The sequence below is a fragment of the Chitinophaga sp. 05T412 genome, from assembly GCF_056396465.1.
Genome location: NZ_JBFTLN010000014.1, coordinates 24,771 through 47,561, shown reverse-complemented (window position 1 = coordinate 47,561; position 22,791 = coordinate 24,771). Strand labels below are relative to the sequence as shown.

Here is a 22,791-nt window from a genome sequence, read left to right as displayed (position 1 = left end):
CATGTCAGGGCGCAATAATAACAAAAACCATACCTGTTACCGGAGCAGTTCGAAATGATAATACTTTGGAAACGCCCGTGGAGACTGCCCGAAACGAAGAAGGTCCCGCACATTGGCGGGACCTTCTTCGTTTACGTATATGCTTAAACGTTAGGATTCCTTTATTTGAATTCCTGCATTTCCACCAGTTTGTGATAGATGCCGTGCTGCTGCAACAATTGTTCATGAGTGCCGCGTTCTTTGATTGTTCCCTGGTCCATGACAATGATTTCATTGGCATGTTGTATGGTACTTAAACGGTGCGCAATCACAATAGTGGTGCGGTTTTGCATTAATTTATCCAGTGCCGCCTGTACCAGTTTTTCAGATTCGGTATCCAACGCAGAAGTAGCTTCATCCAAAATGAGGATAGGTGGATTTTTGAAGATCGCTCTTGCAATGGTAAGCCGCTGACGTTGCCCCCCACTGAGTTTCAGCCCGCGATCGCCAATGGAAGTATCATAACCCTGCTCCAGTTGTTCAATGAATTCGTGGGCATTGGCAATTTTAGCAGCGGCTATAATGGCCTCTCTGTCGGGGTTGAGCTGACCAAATGCAATATTATTGATCACGGTATCATTAAACAGAATTGCTTCCTGTGATACTACGCCAATCAAGCCACGGAGATCCTTTATTTTGAGATCGCGTACATCTTTACCGTCTATACGAATGGCGCCTTTATTTACATCATAAAAACGTGGTAAAAGGTCGGCCATCGTGGATTTCCCTGCACCGCTACGTCCAACCAGTGCAATCATTTGTCCCTTATTAATGCGAAGTTGAATGTCTTTGAGCACATACTGTTGTTCGTATTTAAAGGAGATGTTATCGAATTCAACGCTGTTGTTAAATTCCCCGATAGACTGCGCCTGAGGCTTTTCTTCAATGGTTACGGGTGCATCCAGTATTTTGAATATCCGTTCACTGGATACCATTCCTCTTTGTATGGTAGTAATGGAGGTGGATACGTTTTTAGCGGGTGTCATAATCTGGGAATAGAAAACCAGATAAGTCATGAAAGTAGCGCCAGTAAGTAGTTCGCTGCCGGAAAGTACCAATGATCCGCCATAAATCACCAGGATGATAATCACTATTACTCCCAGTATTTCAGAGATAGGAGATGCCAGTTCCCGTTGATTGTACATGGATTTGCTGACTTTTACGAACCGGTTATTGACGTCTCCGAATTTATTTTTCATAAACCGTTCTGCTGTGAAAGACTGTATAATCCTTATTCCGCCGAGTGTTTCTTCCGTAACAGAAAGAATTTTTCCCAACAGATCCTGGCTGAACTTACCTTTTAACTTCAGCTTTTTGGAAACATAGGAAATCAGTAAACCGGAAATAGGGAAAAAAACGATGGTAAACAGTGTCAGCTTTACGGAGATATAAAATAATGCAGCGAAGTAACCAATGATAATAAAAGGGTCGCGCAGGAGGGTTTGAATGGCATTGATCACACTGTTTTCAATTTCCTGCACATCGTTGGTCATGGAAGACAACAGATCTCCTTTTTGCTGTTCGCTGTAAAAAGAAAGAGACTGCTCTGTAAATCTTTCGTATAAGCGCACCCGTAACCGGGACAGCACCACCATTTTGAGGCGTACCATTACCCGGGCACTCATGTACCGGCCAAAGTTGGCAATGATCACACATACGCCAATCACTGCGCATACAAAGTATAAAGCGCTTAGTTTTGAGCCGCTGGCCTTGATAAAGTCGTAGAAATAGTAGTAGAACAGGTCTATAAAATAATTGATGGAAAAGGTGAAATGTGGCTGTGCTACTACCTTGGGGACTTCGTCTACCTGGTTAAAAATAACCGTCAATAGTGGTATCAGCATGGCAAAATTGACCATACCGAATATAATACCGATCAAAGTATATATAACATATTCAGGTAAATAATGATGTAATGGGGTGGCAAATTTCAATAATCGCTTGAATGTCTTCATTCTTCTTGCTTTTAAACTGCCTGCAAAAATAGTATAAATACTATATGCCGGTGGCTAATTGCCACGATTCTTTGCAGGAAAAGGTTAATTTCGCATTTAGCGGGCTGTTGGGCAGCCCGTTATGGTTTGGCGCTGTGCTGTAAAAACGTTATTATCGTACAGGGGCCCCCATTTTATTAACGATTAAAATTGAATGAGATGCAGGAAACTAAAAGGCAGAAGCAAATAGGACAATTAGTGCAACAGGAACTAAGTGGTATTCTTCAGCGGATGGGGTTTAATGTGGTAGAAGGAGGAATGATATCTGTTGCTGCCGTAAAAATGACGCCGGATCTGTTGGAAGCGAAGGTATACCTGAGCATGTTTCAGATAAAAGCGCCTGCAGAGATGCTGGAGCGTATCAAGGAAAGAATGGGTGAAATAAAGAAAGCCCTGGGTATGGGACTGGGCAAGCAACTGCGCAGAATCCCTGAGTTGAGTTTCTTTTTAGACGACACACTGGACTATGTTTTCAAGATGGAGGAGTTGTTTAAAAAGATCAAGGAAGATGATGCAAATATTAAGGATGGCAATAAATAAATTATGCCGGACCCGCGAATTTTTTGATGTTGGCAGTTGTTCCCGGTAGTTTAATATCTCCCGAAAACTATACTCCAACATCAAAAAATCTGAAAATCCGTAATTAAAGAAACATGGTTTGGCAATTTGCTTCCCGTTACTTCCGGGCTAAAAAATCTACCAATGCGATTAATATCATTGCCTGGGTAAGTGTGGTAGCCATTGCAGTGGGGGCAGGCGCCCTGATTGTGATATTAAGTGTATTTAATGGCTTTGAAGACCTGGTAAAATCCCTTTACTCTTCTTTTTATCCTGCTATAAAAATTGCCCCCGCCAGTGGGAAAACAATTCTCCTCACTCCTGCCCAGTTACAACAGATATCGAAAATATCCGGTGTAGCCCACTTTTCGGAAGTTATAGAAGAAAAAGCAGTGTTGCGCTACGGTGATGAGCCTACGATTGCTATTCTAAAAGGGGTAGATGATAATTATAACGAAGTAACGGATGTTAAAAATAATATTGTAAGAGGGCGTTTTGATACTGGCGATAGCGTGGCTTACCGTGCTGTACTTGGTTTGGAGCTGGAAGGTGCGCTGGGAGTGGATGTAGTACATAGTCTGGCGCCGGTAACAGTATATCTGCCACGCAGGAATGCCAATGCGTTTGTAACACCTGAAGATGCCCTGAATAACGGGGTATTGTATCCTGCAGGTACTTTTGCTATCCAGCAGGAGTTTAACAGCAAATATGTAATTACCAATATTGAATTCATGCGTAAGCTGCTGGAGCTGGGGGATCATGAAATGTCGGCGTTGGAGATAGGAGCACGGGCAGGCGTAAACGAAAAGCTGCTGAAGGAGAAACTGACACAACTGTTAGGGAAGGATTATAAGGTGCAGACGCGTTATGAGCAAAATCAATCGTTGTATGCCATCATGCAAACGGAGAAATGGGCGGTATATGTTATACTGAGTTTCATTATGATTATTGCAGCCTTCAACATGATAGGGTCTTTATATATGTTGGTGATGGAGAAGCAGAAAGATATTACTATTCTCAAAGCTATGGGAGCGCGTAGATCGTTGATCATGCGCATTTTCCTGGCAGAGGGATTAATTATAGCTGGTATTGGTACACTGATCGGGTTGGGCTTAGGTATTTCTTTTTGCTTGTTACAGCAGCACTTTGGGATTATTAAGCTGGAAGGAACCTCTTTCCTGGTAGATACTTATCCAGTAAGTATGCATGTAGAAGATTTTCTACTGGTATTTATTACGATCATGATTATTGGCGTGGCAGCCAGCTGGTATCCTGCGCGGAGAGCGGCTGTGGAAGGAATAACGCTGAAATCTACCTAGGATATTGATATGAGGTGTCAGTCTTTAAAAAAACTTAAAAAGGGAATGCTTAATAATTAAGCATTCCCTTTTTAAGTTTTTTTAAAGACTGACAATATTAGTAGTCACCTAAAGTTTCCGGTAATTGTGCCAATGCTTTGGCTAATTGTTCATCGCTTGGAGCGATACCGTGCCATTCGTGATGCCCTTCCATGAAGTCAACACCCTGTCCCATTACGGTTTTCATGATAATGGCGATTGGTTTGCCCTGACCGGTGAGACCTTTAGCCTTTTCTAGTGTAGCAACAACATCGTCCATATCATTACCATTCATGTGCAGTACGTGCCATCCGAATACTTCGAATTTTGCGCCTACATCGCCGAGTCCGGCCACATCATCAGTAGTCCCATCAATTTGTTGACCATTAAGATCCACAGTGATGATGAGGTTATCCACTTTGTGGTGTGGAGCAAACATCACAGATTCCCAGATTTGACCTTCTTCCAGTTCGCCATCGCCGTGGAGAGAGAATACCAGGTTTTTATCGTTGTTTAATTTTTTTGCGAGTGCTGCGCCGATGGCCACGCTCATTCCCTGGCCGAGGGAGCCGGATGCAATACGTACACCTGGTAAGTGTTCGTGTGTAGTGGGGTGGCCCTGCAAGCGGGAGTTCAGCTTACGAAAAGTACTCAGTTCCTGTACCGGGAAGTATCCTGAACGAGCCAGGGCGCTATAGAAAACAGGAGATATGTGACCATTGGAAAGGAAAAACAGATCCTGATTTTTACCATCCATATCAAAAGGTACTGGTGTATGATCCATTACTTTGAAATACAGTGCAGTTAAAAAGTCTGCGCAACCTAACGAACCTCCGGGGTGTCCACTTTGAACCCCGTGTACCATCCGTACAATATCTCTTCTGACCTGAGTAGCAATATCTTTGAGCTGTGGCATGATAGTTGTTAATTTTTGTACCGCAAAACTAATCGAATTTCGTAGAATTTGTGGTTGTTGAATGTTTTTTTTGCGGTTCCAATGTATTAAAAAACTTGATTTTTTTAACGTTTCTTTTCACATTTCGTTGAAATTAATATCTTTGCACAATTAAGCCCCACTAATGGAGAATGTATTAATTGCTACCGTCCTAAGTTTTGTGGTTACCTATTTTTCGATTCCAATACTAATCAGAGTCGCGGAATTAAAGCATCTTTACGACGAACCGGACGAAAGAAAAACGCATAAGCAGCGCATACCCACACTCGGAGGAATTGGATTTTTCTCCGGATTTATTATTGCATCGGCTATTTGTGTGCCCGCAATGGCCAATTCGCCGTTTCAGTATATGATGGCTGCGTTCTTCATCATTTTCATGGTGGGTATGAAAGATGATATTGTTGGTTTGTCGCCACTCAAAAAATTGATTGGACAACTGGCAGCTTCTTTTGCAATTATCTACCTGGGCAATTTGCAGATTACCAGTATGTATGGATTCATGGGAATTTATACACTTCCTCCCAATATCAGCCTTATGCTGACCTACTTCACCTTCATTGTTGTCATTAATGCTTTTAATTTGATTGATGGTGTAGATGGGCATGCCGGTAGCATTGGTTTACTGGTGAGTGCAGTATTGGGTGCTTACTTCCTGCATGTGGGTGAAATTACCTATGCGGTAATAGGCTTCGCACTGGCAGGTGGTTTGGCCAGTTTCCTGATTTATAATATTTCTCCGGCCCGTATTTTCATGGGCGATACGGGGTCCTTACTGATAGGGCTGGTAAATGCGGTATTGATACTTAAGTTTATTGATGTGGCAGGAAATCCTGTTGGTAAGATGCCAGTGGCAGCTACTCCGGCAGTGGCCTTTGCCATCCTGATAGTTCCGTTATTCGATACCCTGCGTGTATTTGCTGTGCGCATGTTGCAAGGAAGATCTCCTTTCTCGGCCGACAGAAATCACATCCATCACTACCTGCTTGACCTGAAACTGAATCACAGACAAACTACGCTTGTATCAGTAGGCATTAACGCCTCCTATATACTGGGAGCATTTGTTTTACAGGGAATGGGAGCTACCTTATTATTGATGGCGGTGATTGGCTCTGCTACCTTCTTTACCGGCATGTTATACCTTGCCCGCAGAAAGAAACTGGCTACCAAGGCTATACCTGAGCCGGTGATTCAGCCAATTGCCACAGCTGTTCCTGGAAAAGAATCCACCAAAATATTGCGTGTTACAACAGATGGTGTGTTGCAGGATAAGTAATTATCACCCGATAATTTCCTGCTAAGGCATATTACAGGCATTTCTCCTGCTATTATCAGGGCGTTACTTTGACGATTAAAAGAAAACCTGTAGGTTTGCACGCACTTAACTATTTATGTTATGCAAGATGATCTAACGCTTATCATTGATGACGCAGCGGACACAATGAAAAAAGCTATCGGGCACCTGGAATTGGAGCTTACAAAAATCAGAGCGGGAAAAGCTAATCCGCAAATACTGGATGGTATTTTCGTTGACTATTATGGTGCGCCAACTGCACTTAACCAGGTAGCTAACGTGAGCATTGCAGATGCACGTACCCTCACTATTCAGCCATGGGAAAAAAACATGCTGCAGCCTATTGAAAGGGCTATTATCGCATCTAATATTGGACTCAACCCACAAAACGACGGTGTTATTATCCGTTTATTCCTCCCTCCGTTAACAGAAGAACGCAGAAAGGAATTTGTGAAGAGAGTAAATAACGAAGGTGAGCAGGCAAAGGTAGCAGTGAGAAGTATTCGCCGCGATGCCATTGAGTCTGTAAAAAAATTACAAAAAGACGGTTTAAGTGAAGATACTGCTAAGGATGCCGAAGCAGATGTTCAAGCCATGACCGATAAGCATATTCTCCTGATCGATAGGCACTGCGAAGTGAAAGAGAAGGAAATCATGGCGATTTAGTGATATCAGGCGCAGCCTGACACAATTGCCATTAAAAATTAAAGCGGAGATATCATTGGATGCGTTCCAGTTGATATCTCCGCTTTTTTATGCCTGTTTTTAGCGGGCCTGTTCCACTGCCTTCTCTGCCGGAGGCTGACTGGCACGGTTTACGAGGTATACACCCACCAAAATAATCCCCATACATAACACTTGTATCCAGGTAATAGACTCATGCGCCAATAACCCCCAACCTACTGCTACTAACGGCAACGCATATGCTACCATGGAAGCCAGCATAGACCCGGCACGTTTTATTAGGAGAAAAAATAATACCGCCGCAATACCAGTACCCATCACACCTAATATTAAACCCGCTGAGAGGGACCGCCATGGCGCATTAGGCTGAGTAAACTGTGGAAAGAAATTACTACACCACAGAATTGGAAATGTGCAAATACCACAAAAGGCCATCGCAATAGATCCCAGTTGCAGGGAAGAAAATCCCTTCAATTGGTGATGTACCAGGCTGATATTAACCCCATAACTAATCGTTGCCAGGATAACCAGCAGTGCATAATACCAATGGCCATTGGTATTAATGCCTTTGGATGTGAATAACAATACTACCCCTAACAGCCCTACGAAGATACCGGTGAGCTGCGCCTTTTTAAAAGGACTTTTAAAGAGGATAATCCCAGATAATAGCGCCATCAGCGGGGTAAGCGCATTTAAGATGCCCGCCAGGGAACTGTCTATTTCCGTTTCTGCCAAACAAAAAAGAAAGGCAGGAATCCCGTTACCCAGGATACCCGAAAGCAATATGATGGGTATTTTGTTGCGTGGGGTTTGTTGTAATGCTTTAGGTAAAAAGGGCGCTAAAGCAATACCCGCGGCCACCAATCTCAAGCTGGCTACCTGGTAGGAGGTGAATGATTCCAGTCCGATCTTCATTAATATAAAGGAACTGCCCCAGGTAAGCGAGAGTAAAATAAAAACTCCCCAATGGGCAAAACGTTGATGCATAACTACAAATTTCGACTACAAAGGTGCAGGTATCAAGGGCATTCAACAAAATATAAATCGTGTTATTGCAACAGTTATGATTTGATTTTGTTAAATTTATTTATAAGAATGCAATTTTCATGAGTAAAATCAAGTTGTCCGCGATCAGCACCGCAGCCCCTAAGAAGCTGGATAAAGAGAAAGTAAAAGCCCAAACCCAGGAGATATTGCAGGAACTGGACGAACTGCAAAACCTGCTATATGCGCAGCACAAACACAGCATACTATTGGTAGTGCAGGGAATGGATGCCAGTGGTAAAGATGGGGTGATCAAAAACGTAACAGGTACGCTGAACCCACAGGGCTGTACGGTACACTCTTTTAAAGCGCCCAGCACAGAAGAATCTGAACATGATTTTTTATGGCGGGTACACCAGCATGCGCCCGGTAAAGGAATGATCCAGGTTTTTAACCGCTCCCACTATGAGGATATCCTGATACAGCGTGTACACAAATGGATTGATAACAAGATGGTGCATAAAAGAATGGAAGCCATCAATGATTTTGAAAAACTGTTGACCGTACATAACAATACACACATCATCAAATGTTATTTGCATGTATCGAAAGACGCACAAACACAACGTTTGGTTGAACGAACAGAAGATCCGCGCAAGATGTGGAAGTATAATGAGAATGATCTGAAAGAAGCGAAGCTATGGGATAAGTATATGGAAGCTTACGAAGATGCTATTAATCATTGTAACTACGTACCATGGCTCATTGTACCGGCTGATCAAAATTGGTATAAAGAGTACCTGATTGCGCTAACGTTAAGGGATACACTGAAATCACTGGATATGAAATATCCCCGGTTAAAGAAATAATCAATTAATAATTAACGCCTTCGGGGATTATGTTTTAATTTTGCTCACTTAATTCTAACTACTAAAACCTTGCATTATGTCGTTCATCAAAGAGTTTAAAGAGTTTGCCATGAAAGGCAATGTAATGGATCTTGCTGTGGGTGTGATTATTGGAGGTGCGTTTGGAAAGATCGTTACATCTTTGGTTGATAATATTCTGATGCCGATTGTGGGCATATTTACCAAGGGAAAAAACTTTAATGACATCTTTTATCAACTGGATGATAGCAAGGGAGTAGTGACCACGCTGGCCGATGCGAAAGCAAAGGGTGTCGCAGTATTTGCTTATGGTGCATTTATTCAAAGCATCATCGATTTTCTGATTATTGCGCTCTGTATTTTCGTGCTGGTAAAATTCATGAATAAACTGACGAAGAAGAAAGAAGAAGCCCCTGCCCCAGCAGAATTATCTACACAAGAAAAATTACTCACGGAAATTCGTGACGAACTTAAAAAATCCAGATAAGTATATCTTCTCTAAAATCCCCATTCACCTATTTCTTCCCACCGGGAGGTAATAGGTGAATGGTATATATGTATACTCACCTTAAATAATAAATTGATGAAAAAATTTACTTTATCCATTGCCTGCTGTATGCTATTGTTTACAGCTGTACACGCGCAAAATGACTGGATGAAGAAGTCGAGAGATGAAGTTGCTGGTAAAATCAAAAAAGATGATAGCGACACCATCCCCAAACTATGGAGAAAAGGGATGAACATCAATGTGAATATTAACCAGGGATCATTGAGCAACTGGGCTGCCGGTGGAGATAATTTTTCATTCTCTATTGGTTCTAACCTCTATGCCTGGGCTTTTTATAAAAAAGGAAGAAACTCCTGGGACAACGTAGCTGACCTGGCTTATGGTTACCTCAATACCACCAGTTTAGGTGGCCGTAAAAGTGATGACCGTATTGACCTCACTACCAAATATGGCTATGATATTGGCAGACATTGGTATTTAAGCGGATTACTCAACTTGCGTACACAGTTTGCAAATGGTTTCCTGTATCCTTCTGATACGTCGAAACAGCTGTCGTCTAAGTTCTTTTCACCTGCGTATGTGTTGGTATCACCGGGTTTTGACTATAAACCGAATAATTCATTTTCTTTATTTCTCTCTCCTATTACCTCCCGTTTTGTGTTTGTGATGGATGATTTTCTTTCCAAACAAGGGGCTTATGGGGTAGATACCGGTAGTCATTTTAAGTATGAAATAGGCGCTTATCTGTCTGCTAATTATGTGAAGACTTTCGCGAAAAATATGACCTACAAAGGCCGGTTAGATCTTTTCTCCGACTACAGACATAATCCACAAAATATTGATGTGATGTTTAACAATGCGCTGGAGCTTAAAGTAAATAAGTGGATTTCAGCCATGTTGACGGTAGATATGATTTATGATGATGATGTAAAAGTATTTGAGAATAAGAAGACTGGCGTAATGGGCCCCCGTTTGCAGATTAAGCAGATTATAGGGGTGGGTTTTGCCGCGAAGTTCTGATTCGCCGGATTTTTGTTATTTTTGATATCGCACACAGGCACCTTGTGTAAAAGAAGCCGGTCACAAAGCATCGGTTATTCGTTTTCCGTAGTGCCTCTGTGCGAATTCTTTTTTAAACAACTATTAAACGCAATACGTGAGCGAGCAAGCACCTGTATATAAAATTAAGTTACCGCAGTTTGAAGGTCCTTTCGACCTGTTGCTGTTCTTCATTGAGCGTGATGAGCTGGATATTTATAATATCCCTATCAATAGTCTGACGCAGGATTTCCTGGAATATATCCACCATATAGAGTCATTGAATATTGAACTGGCCAGTGAGTTCATTCTCTTTGTATCCACCCTCATGCGTATCAAAGCCAAGATGCTGTTGCCACGCAAGGAGCTGGATGAGCAAGGTAACGAGATTGATCCACGTATGGAGCTGATAGACAAAATCCTGGAATACAAGCGTTATAAGCTGGCAGCAGCGGAACTCGCCGAAATGGAGGCCGACCGGATGCTGCAGATTAAACGGGGTAATATAGCAAAAGAACTGGCGGAAATTGGAGAAGTGACGAGTGAAGGTACGGAGGTGCAAACCCTTACCCTCTTTAAGCTGACCAAAACCTTTGAAAAGGTGATGCAGCGCATGAAAGAGCGCGATAATAAGCCCCAGCACGTAGTGTATAAATATGATTACACGATGGAAGGCTCCAGGATGTATATGGAAGAATTAGCAAGAGCCGAGCGAACCCTATCTTTCGAAAAAATATTCGATCACTGTAAAGACAGAGTACATGCTATTTTCCTGTTTCTGAGTATGTTGGAACTGGTACAAATGAAGCATATGGGTATTATGGTGGGAGAAGGCAGAAACAACTTTATTATTGAGTATATTGATCCTTCCGAGAGGGAGGAAGAACCCGCAGGAACCTTAATAGATGGCTGAGAAACGTGAAAATATAGGCATTGTGTCCTTACCGGAATACGCGCAGGTGGATGCCAGTTTTGTGGTATCTGGTCTTTGCGAATTAGGCAATCCCTTTTTCGATCAGATTGGTGTGCCGCATCGACATGATTTCTATACCATTTACTGGATCAAAAGTGGTAAGCTGTTGCATACCATTGATGCTACTACTTATGAAGTAACCCAGAATACGCTTTTCTTTGTTGCGCCTGGCCAGGTGCATAATATACAGGCAACCGAGAGAATTGAAGGTTATATGATTGCCTTCCGGGATGCTTTTATGTGTTTGAAAGATCAGACGCAGGTATCAGGTATTAATTCCGGCTTGTTTTTTAACAGCCAGTTCAGCAGCGTGATACATCTCAATGATGAGCAGGAGAAAGATATTGACGCCGTGGTGCGCCTCATGATGAAGGAACTGACTACACAGGAGCCGGAATATGAAATGGCCATCCATGGACTGCTCCGCTATTTCCTGGTGCTGGCATCCCGCATTAAAGGAGAGAATGTGGCCATTTCTCCTGAACAGCATGCGATGCACAATAGTTCCATCTTCCTGAAATTCAAAAATCTGATAGAGGAAAAATACCAGACACTCAAAACCGTGTCTGACTATGCCGGATTACTGCATATTAAACCCGTGTTGCTGAATGAAATCAGCAAGCAATTGTCTGGCATTACAGCCGGAGAACATATCCGTAACCGGGTGATCCTGGAAGCCCAGCGCTATTTATATAATACTGATCTCACCGCGAAAGAAATAGCTTATAAACTGGGATTTGATGATCCCCATTATTTTAGCCGCTTTTTTAAGAAGTATACCAGCCAGAGCCCGTCTGAGTTTAAGGATGCTTCCCGCTCTTCTATGAGCCCTTCTGCCTGATTTTTCCCGGAATTTGAAAAAAGTCCATCACTACCGACGTTTTATCCATTCTTGAATGGTGTTGCAACATGTATTTTTGTGTTGTCTTAAGGAGGCAAACAATATGAACACAAAAAAACATGTAAATCAGATAGTTATAGCAGCTGCTCCCCACATGGTGGGTGATGGCTTCCGGGTACAAAGTACCTTACCAGGTGGTACCCGTTCTGAAAATAACGTGATCAGCCCATTCATTATGATGGACTATGCGGCCCCTAACTATATTCCACCGAGCCCAAGGCCGCGTGGTGTAGGCGAACATCCGCACAAAGGTTTTGAAACAGTTACCATCGTGTATCAGGGCGAACTGGAACACCGGGATTCTACCGGTAGTCATGGATTCCTGTATCCTGGCGATGTACAATGGATGACTGCAGCAGGCGGAATTTTACACGAAGAGAAATATAGTGAAGCATTCACCAAAACAGGGGGTAAAGCAGAATTTGCCCAGCTGTGGGTAAATCTTCCTAAAGCATTTAAAAATAATCCACCGTCTTATCAGAATCTGGCAAAAGCAGATATCCCGGTAGTAAAAGTGAGCGAAGAAGGTTATGTAAGAGTAATTGCCGGAACGTATAATGATACCAAAGGCGCTGCTACTACTTTTTCTCCGGTGAATGTACTGGATGTGCGTTTGAAGAAAGATGACAGCATCACCTTCTCCGTACCGGAAAATTTCAATACCGTAGCGGTAGTATTTCAGGGCGAAGTGGATATTAATGGTCAGCCGGTGAAAGCCGTAGAAACGGCCTTATTCGAACGCAAAGGCACTGAAATTACCATTACTGCGCTGAAAGATACCAGTATGGTAGTATTGAGCGGAGAGCCGATAGATGAGCCCATTTTCGCTTACGGTCCTTTTGTAATGAATACGGAAGAGGATATCAGACAAGCTATCAACGACTACAACGCCGGTAAAATGGGCGAATTACACTAATCACACTCACATTTATTAATAATACTAAAACTAAAATTTATATGACAACCTGGAAAATTGATCCTTCACACAGTGATGTACAATTTAAAGTGAAACACCTGATGATTACGACCGTAACCGGTCAGTTTGCAAAATTTGAAGGTACCATGCAGACCACTGACAACGATTTCAGTACTGCTAACATCTCTTTCGAAGCAGACATCAACAGTATTTCCACACAGAATGCGCAGCGTGATGCACACCTGCAGGCAGCTGATTTCTTTGAGTCAGAGAAATATCCTAAGCTCACATTCGTGTCAAAAGAAGTAAAGAAAGTAGACGCAGAGAATTATAAACTGATAGGCGATTTAACGATCCGCGACAACACCCGTCCGGTAGAACTGAGCGTAGAATTTGGTGGTGAAGTAGTAGATCCTTATGGTCAAACTAAAGCCGGATTTGAATTAACCGGTAAAATTAACCGTAAAGATTTCGGTCTTACTTTCCACGCCACTACTGAAACCGGCGGCATATTGCTGAGTGATGAAGTGAAGTTACTGGCAAGTGTGCAAATGGTTAAACAATAAGCATTTTATACAATTATTCAGATATGCTGTTTATTTACAGCCCTGTATCCTGAACAGCATATCTGGATTACAATATGAGGAGAATGGATATTCTGAGTAAACTGGAATGGCGTTATGCCGTTAAGAAATTTGATCCGGCTAAACAATTAAGTGAAGCCCAACTGGAGAAACTGATTGCAGCCACGAGACTGTCGGCGTCTTCTTATGGATTACAACCCTATAAGATACTGATTGTGGAAAATCCMGCAGTACGTGAGCAACTGAAATTGGCTTCGAATAATCAGTCGCAGATAACAGATGCTTCGCACCTGATTGTTTTTGCGAGATATACAGACCTGAATGACTCTCACGTGGATGATTATACGAGTAATATCGCTACTACACGTCAGATAGACCAGGAGCAACTGGAAGGTTTTTCGGGTATGATGAAAGGTACCGTAAATCGCCTGGGAGCAGCTGGAACTGCCATATGGAGCGCCAAACAGGCGTATCTGGCATTAGGTACCCTGCTCACTGCCGCAGCCGTTGAAAATGTAGATGCGTGTCCAATGGAAGGCTTTGATGCAGCTAAATACGATGAAATTTTAGGATTGAAAGATAAAGGACTTGCTACCGTAGTCATTGCTGCAGTAGGATTCAGAGCGGCGGATGATGTGATGCAACATGCTAAGAAAGTACGTAAGCCAATAGCAGAATTGGTAGAAACGATATAAGGATCAATTGACAGGAAAACAGGTATAGAGCCGCGCAAGAGATTGCGCGGCTTTTTTGTGGAAATAAGTGAGCTGGTTTTGACTGCAGGAAGCTCCGGCGTTTTTTATTGCCGATTAATTTGTAATTTGGGCCTCCACACTGATTTTTCTAACAAGAAAAAATAAAAATTTAACATGAAAAGATTTGCATCTGCCAATTGGCAAGGTACCGGCAAAGAAGGTAAAGGCACTTTAACTTCTCAGTCAACTGTATTGAACAAAACTCAGTACTCCTACAGCAGCCGTTTTGAAGATGGTATTGGTACTAACCCTGAGGAACTGATTGCAGCTGCACATGCTGGTTGCTTTACCATGAAACTGAGCTTTGTAATCACTGGTGCTGGTTTTACGCCTGGTAACATTGATACCAAATGCACTATCACCCTGGAAAATGGCGCTATCACCACCAGTCACCTGGAAGTAACTGCCAGCGTAGAAGGACTGGATGCAGCAAAATTTGCTGAATTTGTAGCAGATGCAGAAGCTAACTGCCCTGTGAGCAAAGTACTGAATGCTGCTATTACTACTGACGCGAAGTTGGTGTAATTAAGTCTATAGCATATTGCAGACAGCCTGTTGTAGTAATACAACAGGCTGTTTGCTTTTTGTCCATCCTTTTCAACGGTTGATCCATTCTCTGGCGGCGTGTTTATAGCGATATTTGTGAGGTATTAAAAAGGAGATGTAGTTATGAAAAAAGTTATTCATCGTGCAGATACCAGAGGTTATGCTAACCATGGATGGTTGAAGAGTCATCATACATTTAGTTTTGCTAATTATTATGATCCTAACCGAATTCACTTCGGCGCGTTGCGTGTGTTGAATGATGATGTAGTGAAGGGAGGAATGGGATTTGGTGCGCATCCGCATGATAACATGGAGATTGTGTCTATTGTATTGGATGGTGCATTGGAGCATCGTGATAATACTGGTAAACAGGAAGTTATTCGCAAGAATGATGTACAGATTATGAGTGCCGGAACCGGCGTAATACACTCAGAATTTAACGCTTCAAAAACGGAAGATGTAAGTTTCCTGCAGATATGGGTAATACCGGCGGAACGGAACGTAACACCGCGGTATGATCAGAAAACATTTGATCCTGCGTCCCGTGAAAATGTGTTGCAGGTAATTGTATCGCCGGATAAAAATGGCGATGGGCTGTGGTTGCACCAGGATGCCTGGTTTTCATTGGGTAAATTTGATGCCGGTAAAACGCTGGACATCACACCCAAAGCAGCAGGTATAGGCAGTTATTTGTTTTTATTGAGCGGAGAAGTAAAGATAGCCGGTGAAGTATTGCAAACCCGTGATGCTATTGGATTGTCTGATTATGATAAAGCTACCATCGAAGTGATTAAACCGGCAGAGTTTTTGCTGCTAGATGTAGCAATGTTGGGCTAATCATACACATCACTATATACTAACCCGTTATATAAAAGATCAGCTGGTAAGGCTGGTCTTTTTTTTATATTTTTATTGACGTCATTATTTAACAGCCACTACAGAGGAATCATCATGCTATTAGCCACCGATCTGGATGGTACTTTTTTGGGAGGTACACCGGAAGATAAGAATCGCCTATATAACCTGTTGCATCATAATAAGCAGATACAGCTGGTATTTGTAACAGGCAGGGGTATACGAAGCGTATTACAGTTATTGGAAGATAAGGCACTGCCCCGTCCCGAGTATATCATTTGCGATGTAGGCGCCACGGTTACCCACCTTCCTACCCTTTCCGCTGTAGAACCGGTACAGGCCAATATTGCAGCCAAATGGCCGGGTGATCATGTAAGAGAAACGCTTAAAACAGTGAGGGGTTTATTACACCAGGAAGCGCATCAGCAGTATCGTTGTTCCTACTACTATGATGAGGGAACAGATATTGACGGCGCGCGACTGCTGGCTACCTCCCTGCGATGCGATCTGGTATTGTCTGCCGGTAAATACCTGGATGTATTACCTGCTGGTGTAAACAAAGGATATACCTTACAGCAGTTGTTGGAAGTGCTGGCATTGCCACATCAAGAGGTATTAGTAGCCGGCGATTCCATGAATGATTATTCCATGTATGCTACTGGATTTAAAGGCGTTGTAGTAGGTGATTCGGAACCCGAATTAGTGAAGCAAACTGCTGCCATGGCGCATGTATTACAGGCACAGCGCGCAGGAGCCGGTGGCATTCTGGAGGCGATGGAATATTTCCCGGAATTCGGTATTTATCTGCAAAAAGAAGGGTGAAAAATGATGGGCAGAAGAGAAAAAGATTGTACCTTAGAATAGGTCTTTGCAAGTAATTTGATATGGATATTGACAACAGCGTTTGGTATGATGAATAGCTTTTCAATCATCATTTAAATTGATAAATCAATACACCATGGAAATGACAACTCCCACCGAAGAACTGCACCAGCAGCTTAATTCCTGGAAAGAAGAAGTAAATGAGGTAAGAAATGAAGTGAAGATGATGCGCGAGAGATTGGAACAGATTAGTCTTAGTAAAGCTTCCAGGGAAGTAATGACTAAAGTAGAACACTTTGAAAACCGTTTACTACGCCAACGGGAAGTAGCAGATGAAATGCATCACGACATTAAGCAATGTGCCAAAAAGTTAGCAGACACGCCTGTCACTGTAGTGCATGACGACCGTCCGGTTGATGACTTTGATACCATACAAACCCGTATGGAAATATTCCAGAAATTATATGTGGCATTAAAGGAAGACTTCAATCATTTTATGCCTTGTGAGCCATAAATGATTATTCGAGGGTCTTGACTTTATGCTCTATTTTATGAATGATACTGTCCAGCTGTTGTGTGGATTCATGCAACCATTCCATTAGCTGGGAGTTGAGACGCCGGTCCTGGTTGCTTTTATCGAATAGCCCGGTAATACTTAGTATGGATACTACTGGACGACGTATTTCATGTGAATTGATCCAGGCAATTTCTCTCAGTGTTCTGTTTTGATCTTCCAGTAACATGGCTTGTTTAACATGTTTGTCGATATCCTGTATGGTGCCTACCATACGATGGGGTTGGCCATTTTCATAAATAATGTAAGCGCGGTCAACCACATATTTGTATTCGCCATTGGCGCATTGGAAGCGATATTCTTCAGACCAATAGTTAAAGCCGGCAGATATACAGGCTGCGAGAGATGCTGTTACCCTTGCATGGTCATTGGCATGTATATTTGCCTGCCACCATAGTACGAGATCAGTTTCCTGAATATTGTTATACTGGAATAGATTAGCGAGTCCGTGGTTCCAGGTGACTTTATTGGTCGCCATATTTTTATCATACACGGCGTCATTGGTGGCCTGCGCCAGCAATTCATAACGCATGCCCAATTCCTGTGCTTCTTTGCTGGCTCTTACTTCAGCATCTACATCTTTCGACATAATAAAGCGGGCGTTTTTCCCGTAGTAAATGGCCGGCAACGAATATATCTCTACATAAAAGTTGCTGCCGTCTTTTTTGCGATGGCGCCATATTCCTCTGTATTCACCGCTGCTGCAGCGTTCATGGACATTTTCTATGAGCAGGGGTATATCTTCCTTGTTGCGTATATCCTTTAGCGTTAGTGCCATGAATTCCTTCCTGGAATAACCATATTTTTCCAGTGCGGCATTATTTACAGACAGAAAGCGCATGGTAGCTTTCTCGTAAATCCACATGGGAATGGGATATTCGTTGAACAGATGTTCGAATTGAAGGGAACGATAATTACGCCAACCAGTAGTGAAGAAGAATAATATGAAGATACCAGCAGATAATAAGATGCTCCCGGCAAGCAAGAATGTGTGCTGGCCTGGATCGGTTTTTATGAGGAGATAGCTGTTAATTACAATGACAATGAATAATAAAACTAAGCAAGCCATCTTTAAAGGGGCATTCCGCATGACCTGATTTTCAGATAATTTACCTAAATTTTGAGCAACAGAAAAAATTATCTCAAGGAGTTATGATTGGTAGTATTTTTTGTATTATAAGTGATTATAATTCGAGAATGATGTTATCGCTGGCGGGATATCCAACGCAAGTCAGCACCAGGCCTTCTGCCAGTTCTTTATCGGTGAGTACTTCATTTACGGACATGGATACTTTGCCACTTACACACTGTGCTGTACAGGAGCCACATACTCCTCCCTTACAACTATAAGGCAGTAATATTTCATTTTCCAGCGCATAGCTCAGGATCGTTTGATTTCCGGGTATTTCGAGATGATGTTCTTCATTACGGTATCGTATCAATACCTTTTTGGGTTGGTGGTCAGGTGGAGGTGGCGTTTTAGCGATGCGTGCATCCGTATTGACCACGAAGTTTTCTTTGTGCAGCTGTGTTTCCTGAAACCCCATAAACGTGAGGGTGAGCAGAATCATGCGCATATAGTCAGGAGGGCCGCAAAGGAAGAATGCAGCAGCATTACGGGCGTAGCGCAGGTGTGTTGTTACCAGTTGCTCCAGTAACATGTTATTGAGTCTTCTGTAAGTATGATCGCTATCCGGATCATTACTGAAAAGAAAGAGGATTTGTAGCTGTTCCGGATATCGAGCCTGCCATTGTTGTAGCTGTTGGTAAAAGATGGTGGTTGCCGGTGTTTGGTTGCTATAGATCAGTTTAACATGTGCGCCAGGCTCGTTTTTCAGGATATGTTTTAGCAGAGAAAATACAGGCGTGATGCCGCTGCCGGCTGCGAGCAGAAAGATATCTCTCTCCGCTATGACCGGTTGCTCGTACGTGAAGCGTCCGGAGGGTTCCAGTGCTGTTACGATGTCTCCTTTTTTCCAGGTGTGGATCAGGTGACGGGATATTTCGCCGTTTTCCTTTTCGCGGATGGTCACGGACATAAACGGATCTATGCCCGGAGTAGAGCTAAAGGAATAGGATCGTCTGTATTCTTTGTTGTTAAGGGTAAGGAGAAAGGTCAGGAATTGGCCTGCGTGGTATTCCAGTGGTTCCGGGGTGGTATTTTCCAGTTTATAGGTGTAAGTACCTGGTGTTTCGCGTATGATATCCGTAATCCTGAGCTGAAAGTACATAGTATAAAAAAATTTAGCTACCTGTACACCTGGTTTCCGAAAGAAACGAAGTACTCAGATAGCTAAGCTAAATAACTAAATTCCTAAATGGTTACCGTAATTTTTTCTTTCAGCATTTCCCGGGTAGTGCGGGCAATACCGGCGGCATCGTAGCCGCATTCGCGGTAGAGTTCTTCCGGTTTACCATGTTCTATCAATTTATCAGGAATGCCTAATCTTTTTATTTGTGCGCTGTAACCATTGGTGGCCATGAATTCTATTACGGCGCTACCGAAGCCACCTACTATGGTACCATCTTCCACTGTAATAACCTTGTCGAAAGACTGGAATATTTCGTGGAGGAGGGCTTCGTCCAGTGGTTTTACAAAGCGCATATCGTAATGAGCGGGTTGGAGCCCATCTCCTATTAATTCTTTGCAGGCTTCTGTTACGAAGTTACCGGTATGTCCGAGGGAAAGGATCGCTATGTCCTTACCATCGCGGATTTTGCGGCCGGTACCTGGTTTGATTGCTTTAAACGGAGTACGCCATTCAGGCATTACACCTTGTCCGCGTGGGTAGCGGATTACATAAGGCATCTCATTTTCCTGTAATTGTGCGCTGTACATCAGGTTCCGCAATTCTTCCTCATTCATAGGCGCACTGATGATGACGTTTGGAATACCGCGCATATAGGCGATATCATACGCACCATGGTGTGTTGGTCCATCTTCTCCTACCAGTCCGGCTCTGTCGAGGCAGAATATTACGGGCAGTTTCTGAATCAATACATCGTGTACCGCCTGATCGAAGGCGCGTTGGAAGAAAGAGGAATAGATGGTACAGAATACGCGCATACCCTGAGTAGCCATTCCCGCAGATAGGGTAACGGCATGTTGTTCACAGATGCCTACATCGAAGGCTCTGTGCGGCATTTTCTCCATCATAAATTTGAGGGAGGAGCCGGAAGGCATGGCAGGTGTGATACCGATGATTTTATCGTTTTGTTCCGCCAGTTCGATGATGGTATGTCCAAAAACATCCTGGTATTTAGGAGGTTGAGGGCTGGTGACTGGTTTCTTGAATATTTCGCCGGTGATTTTATCGAACAGGCCTGGTGCGTGCCAGGTGGTTTGGTCTTTTTCTGCGAGGGCATAGCCTTTACCTTTCGTGGTAACGATATGCAACAGTTTTGGACCGGGGATATCTTTCAGGTCCTGCAGGGTATCGGCCAGTTTGGTGATATTATGGCCATCGATGGGGCCAAAATAGCGCATCTTCAGTGCTTCGAAGAGGTTACTGGATTTGGATACCACTCCTTTGAGGCTGGCTTCCAGTTTGGAGGCCATGTCCCGGGTGAATTTCTTGCCTACCGGCAGTTTTCCGAGCAGGTTCCACACATCGTCCCTTACCTTGTTGTAGGTGGGGGAAGTGGTGATATCTGTCAGGTATTCTTTCAGCGCGCCCACATTAGGATCAATGGACATGCAGTTATCGTTCAGGATAATCAGTACGTTGGCATTGGCTACGCCGGCGTGGTTTAGTGCTTCAAAGGCCATACCTGCTGTCATGGCGCCATCGCCGATTACGGCAATGTGCTGACGGTCAAATTCGCCTTTGTAATGGGAGGCCATGGCCATACCCAGTGCAGCGGAGATGGAGGTAGAGGAGTGTCCTACACCGAAGGTGTCGTACCGGCTCTCGTCTCTTTTAGGGAATCCACTGAGTCCTTTGTATTTCCGGTTGGTCGGAAATGCTTCCCGGCGCCCGGTCAGGATTTTGTGGCCATATGCCTGATGGCCTACATCCCATACCAGTTGGTCGTACGGGGTATTAAAAACATAATGCAAAGCCACTGTAAGCTCAACTACACCAAGACTGGCCGCAAAGTGGCCACCATGCACACTTACTACGTCAATAATATACTGACGCAGCTCCTCACATACCTGGTGAAGCTGTTCTTTACTCAGCTTTCGCAAATCAGCGGGATATTCTATCTGGCTCAACAGTTGACCTGCCTTTATATTCATAATTGGGCTCAGGGTTTATATGAAGTAACAAAAATACATAAAAATATGTGGTAAATAGTGATCCCGGCTCAGGAAAGTAGTACAGATAAGTGATATCCCGCCATTCAGATACAGGCATCTGCCATTTACCGGTTTTGATTCACCATTTATAACATTTAGGTTTCAACAGGGGGTATGGTAGGGTATTTTTGGAATATAGGTGAAGTTTACTAATTTGATTTAATGTTTAAGCATATAAACAAATACTGGTGGTGTCAGATTTTGGGCTGGATGACCTATTGCGTATTAAATTGTTTTATCTACTATACCCAGGACAAATCGATAGTTAAGCTTATTGATTTTGTTAACCTGTTGATTTTTACAACGTTAGGGATTTTGATAACACATCTTTTTCGCACATTAATTAACAGGCGCAATTGGGTAACCTATAGTTCTGAGCAGCAGGTTTTTCTATTTTTTACAATGGTGACCGGTACTGCAGTGACATTATTTATTTCATTTAATGCACTGATGTATTTTATGCTTAACTATAAGCTGGAAGATCTTTTCTCCAGTATTATCAAGGGGGTGGTGTCTCCTTTCTTTGTTTCTTTTATCTGGTGGTTGATCTATTACATCTGGCATTACATAGAGCGGAACCGGAGTGCGCAGGTAGATCAGCTGAAGCTGGAAACAACGGTGAAGGAACTGGAACTCAAAACGATCAAGGCGCAGATGAACCCGCACTTCATTTTTAATGCATTGAATAGTATCCGGGCATTGGTAGATGAGAACCCTCAACGTGCCAGAACGGCTATTACAGAGCTTTCCAACATATTGCGGAGTTCAATGCAAACGGAGAAAGCGGAGACGGTGAGCCTGGAAAACGAATTAAACATTGTAAAGGATTACCTTGCATTGGAACATATCCGTTTTGAGGAGCGTTTAAATGTAAAGTATGAGATTGATCCGGATACGTTGGAGTTGCAGGTACCGCCGATGATGTTACAGACATTGGTGGAAAATGCCATTAAGCATGGGATTTCCCGTGTTATTATGGGAGGATCGGTGTACATTAACTCTTCTTTGAAGGGTATGCATCATATCATTACCATAGAGAATACCGGGCAAATAGTAGAAAATAGTATCAATGGCCATGGCTTTGGTTTACAGAGCACCCGGCAAAGGTTAAGTCTTTTGTTTGGCAACAGGGCCTCTTTTGAAATCAGGAATAAAGATGAGCGGACGGTAGAAGCTACAGTAGTCATGCCTTTGCTCTAAATCACTTGTTATAACCGGCTGTAGCTGCTTCAAAGCGGATATGGCTATTATTATTTAACTAATTAAATCATCAACCAAACTTCATATTGC

23 protein-coding genes are annotated in these 22,791 nt (G+C 43.0%); 17 read left to right on the top strand and 6 right to left on the bottom strand.

Features of this window, described 5'->3' with window-relative positions; translation table 11 throughout:
* Window positions 1-161: 161 nt before the first annotated feature.
* Window positions 162-1,994, bottom strand: a complete 1,833-nt coding sequence (locus tag AC1DFM_RS26310) for an ABC transporter ATP-binding protein (protein ID WP_477079748.1) — start codon at window positions 1,992-1,994, stop codon at window positions 162-164.
* Between the two features lie 198 nt (window positions 1,995-2,192).
* On the opposite strand from AC1DFM_RS26310, the gene rbfA reads away from it, so the two are divergent.
* Window positions 2,193-2,573 (top strand): 30S ribosome-binding factor RbfA, encoded by a 381-nt coding sequence (gene rbfA, locus AC1DFM_RS26305; protein WP_477079747.1) that lies wholly within the window; start codon window positions 2,193-2,195, stop codon window positions 2,571-2,573.
* A 113-nt stretch (window positions 2,574-2,686) separates the two neighbouring features.
* Window positions 2,687-3,910, top strand: coding sequence for an FtsX-like permease family protein (locus AC1DFM_RS26300; RefSeq protein WP_477079746.1), 1,224 nt, complete (start codon window positions 2,687-2,689; stop codon window positions 3,908-3,910).
* Window positions 3,911-4,007: 97 nt separating this feature from the next.
* On the opposite strand, the gene AC1DFM_RS26295 is transcribed toward AC1DFM_RS26300, so the two are convergent.
* Complete coding sequence (locus AC1DFM_RS26295) at window positions 4,008-4,844, bottom strand: transketolase (RefSeq protein ID WP_477079745.1); 837 nt, start codon at window positions 4,842-4,844, stop codon at window positions 4,008-4,010.
* Window positions 4,845-5,007: 163 nt separating this feature from the next.
* Between AC1DFM_RS26295 and AC1DFM_RS26290 the strand changes: the two genes are divergently transcribed.
* On the top strand, window positions 5,008-6,156 hold the full coding sequence (locus AC1DFM_RS26290; protein WP_477079744.1) for a glycosyltransferase family 4 protein: 1,149 nt from the start codon (window positions 5,008-5,010) through the stop codon (window positions 6,154-6,156).
* Between the two features lie 120 nt (window positions 6,157-6,276).
* Complete coding sequence (gene frr / locus AC1DFM_RS26285) at window positions 6,277-6,840, top strand: ribosome recycling factor (protein WP_477079743.1); 564 nt, start codon at window positions 6,277-6,279, stop codon at window positions 6,838-6,840.
* Window positions 6,841-6,939: 99 nt separating this feature from the next.
* Here frr and AC1DFM_RS26280 read toward each other — a convergent pair whose 3' ends face one another.
* A complete protein-coding gene (locus tag AC1DFM_RS26280; RefSeq protein WP_477079742.1) occupies window positions 6,940-7,845 on the bottom strand; it encodes a DMT family transporter in 906 nt (301 codons plus the stop codon).
* Window positions 7,846-7,964: 119 nt separating this feature from the next.
* Between AC1DFM_RS26280 and AC1DFM_RS26275 the strand changes: the two genes are divergently transcribed.
* From AC1DFM_RS26275 to AC1DFM_RS26220, 12 genes are all read left to right on the top strand, one after another.
* A complete protein-coding gene (locus AC1DFM_RS26275) occupies window positions 7,965-8,711 on the top strand; it encodes a PPK2 family polyphosphate kinase (protein ID WP_477079741.1) in 747 nt (248 codons plus the stop codon).
* Between the two features lie 76 nt (window positions 8,712-8,787).
* On the top strand, window positions 8,788-9,216 hold the full coding sequence (mscL, locus tag AC1DFM_RS26270) for a large conductance mechanosensitive channel protein MscL (protein WP_477079740.1): 429 nt from the start codon (window positions 8,788-8,790) through the stop codon (window positions 9,214-9,216).
* 96 nt (window positions 9,217-9,312) lie between these two features.
* Window positions 9,313-10,257 (top strand): DUF3078 domain-containing protein, encoded by a 945-nt coding sequence (locus AC1DFM_RS26265; protein ID WP_477079739.1) that lies wholly within the window; start codon window positions 9,313-9,315, stop codon window positions 10,255-10,257.
* A 136-nt stretch (window positions 10,258-10,393) separates the two neighbouring features.
* Window positions 10,394-11,188 (top strand): segregation and condensation protein A, encoded by a 795-nt coding sequence (locus tag AC1DFM_RS26260; RefSeq protein WP_477079738.1) that lies wholly within the window; start codon window positions 10,394-10,396, stop codon window positions 11,186-11,188.
* The gene (locus AC1DFM_RS26255) at window positions 11,181-12,089 is read left to right on the top strand and encodes a helix-turn-helix domain-containing protein (protein ID WP_477079737.1); all 909 of its coding nucleotides are present in this window, start codon (window positions 11,181-11,183) and stop codon (window positions 12,087-12,089) included. The genes AC1DFM_RS26260 and AC1DFM_RS26255 overlap by 8 nt, the downstream gene beginning before the upstream one ends.
* Before the next feature lie 103 nt (window positions 12,090-12,192).
* Complete coding sequence (locus AC1DFM_RS26250) at window positions 12,193-13,065, top strand: pirin family protein (RefSeq protein WP_477079736.1); 873 nt, start codon at window positions 12,193-12,195, stop codon at window positions 13,063-13,065.
* Between the two features lie 41 nt (window positions 13,066-13,106).
* Window positions 13,107-13,631 carry a YceI family protein gene (locus AC1DFM_RS26245; RefSeq protein WP_477079735.1) on the top strand — a complete coding sequence of 175 codons (525 nt, stop codon included), beginning with the start codon at window positions 13,107-13,109 and terminating at the stop codon, window positions 13,629-13,631.
* 83 nt (window positions 13,632-13,714) lie between these two features.
* Window positions 13,715-14,344 carry an NAD(P)H-dependent oxidoreductase gene (locus AC1DFM_RS26240; protein ID WP_477079734.1) on the top strand — a complete coding sequence of 210 codons (630 nt, stop codon included), beginning with the start codon at window positions 13,715-13,717 and terminating at the stop codon, window positions 14,342-14,344.
* 174 nt (window positions 14,345-14,518) lie between these two features.
* Window positions 14,519-14,929, top strand: coding sequence for an OsmC family protein (locus AC1DFM_RS26235; protein WP_477079733.1), 411 nt, complete (start codon window positions 14,519-14,521; stop codon window positions 14,927-14,929).
* A 144-nt stretch (window positions 14,930-15,073) separates the two neighbouring features.
* On the top strand, window positions 15,074-15,787 hold the full coding sequence (locus tag AC1DFM_RS26230) for a pirin family protein (RefSeq protein ID WP_477079732.1): 714 nt from the start codon (window positions 15,074-15,076) through the stop codon (window positions 15,785-15,787).
* A 114-nt stretch (window positions 15,788-15,901) separates the two neighbouring features.
* Window positions 15,902-16,627, top strand: coding sequence for an HAD-IIB family hydrolase (locus AC1DFM_RS26225; protein ID WP_477079731.1), 726 nt, complete (start codon window positions 15,902-15,904; stop codon window positions 16,625-16,627).
* A 136-nt stretch (window positions 16,628-16,763) separates the two neighbouring features.
* Window positions 16,764-17,141, top strand: a complete 378-nt coding sequence (locus AC1DFM_RS26220) for a hypothetical protein (protein WP_477079730.1) — start codon at window positions 16,764-16,766, stop codon at window positions 17,139-17,141.
* Between the two features lie 4 nt (window positions 17,142-17,145).
* Here the strand turns inward: AC1DFM_RS26220 and AC1DFM_RS26215 are convergent, their stop codons facing one another.
* The 3 genes from AC1DFM_RS26215 to dxs form a co-directional block, all read right to left on the bottom strand.
* Window positions 17,146-18,270 (bottom strand): PAS domain-containing protein, encoded by a 1,125-nt coding sequence (locus AC1DFM_RS26215; RefSeq protein WP_477079729.1) that lies wholly within the window; start codon window positions 18,268-18,270, stop codon window positions 17,146-17,148.
* A gap of 115 nt (window positions 18,271-18,385) precedes the next feature.
* A complete protein-coding gene (locus AC1DFM_RS26210; protein WP_477079728.1) occupies window positions 18,386-19,432 on the bottom strand; it encodes a 2Fe-2S iron-sulfur cluster-binding protein in 1,047 nt (348 codons plus the stop codon).
* An 83-nt stretch (window positions 19,433-19,515) separates the two neighbouring features.
* Window positions 19,516-21,441 carry a 1-deoxy-D-xylulose-5-phosphate synthase gene (gene dxs, locus AC1DFM_RS26205; protein ID WP_477079727.1) on the bottom strand — a complete coding sequence of 642 codons (1,926 nt, stop codon included), beginning with the start codon at window positions 21,439-21,441 and terminating at the stop codon, window positions 19,516-19,518.
* Window positions 21,442-21,960: 519 nt separating this feature from the next.
* On the opposite strand from dxs, the gene AC1DFM_RS26200 reads away from it, so the two are divergent.
* Entirely contained in the window at window positions 21,961-22,701 is a 741-nt protein-coding gene (locus AC1DFM_RS26200) for a sensor histidine kinase (RefSeq protein ID WP_477079726.1), read from the top strand.
* The last annotated feature ends 90 nt before the right edge of the window (window positions 22,702-22,791 follow it).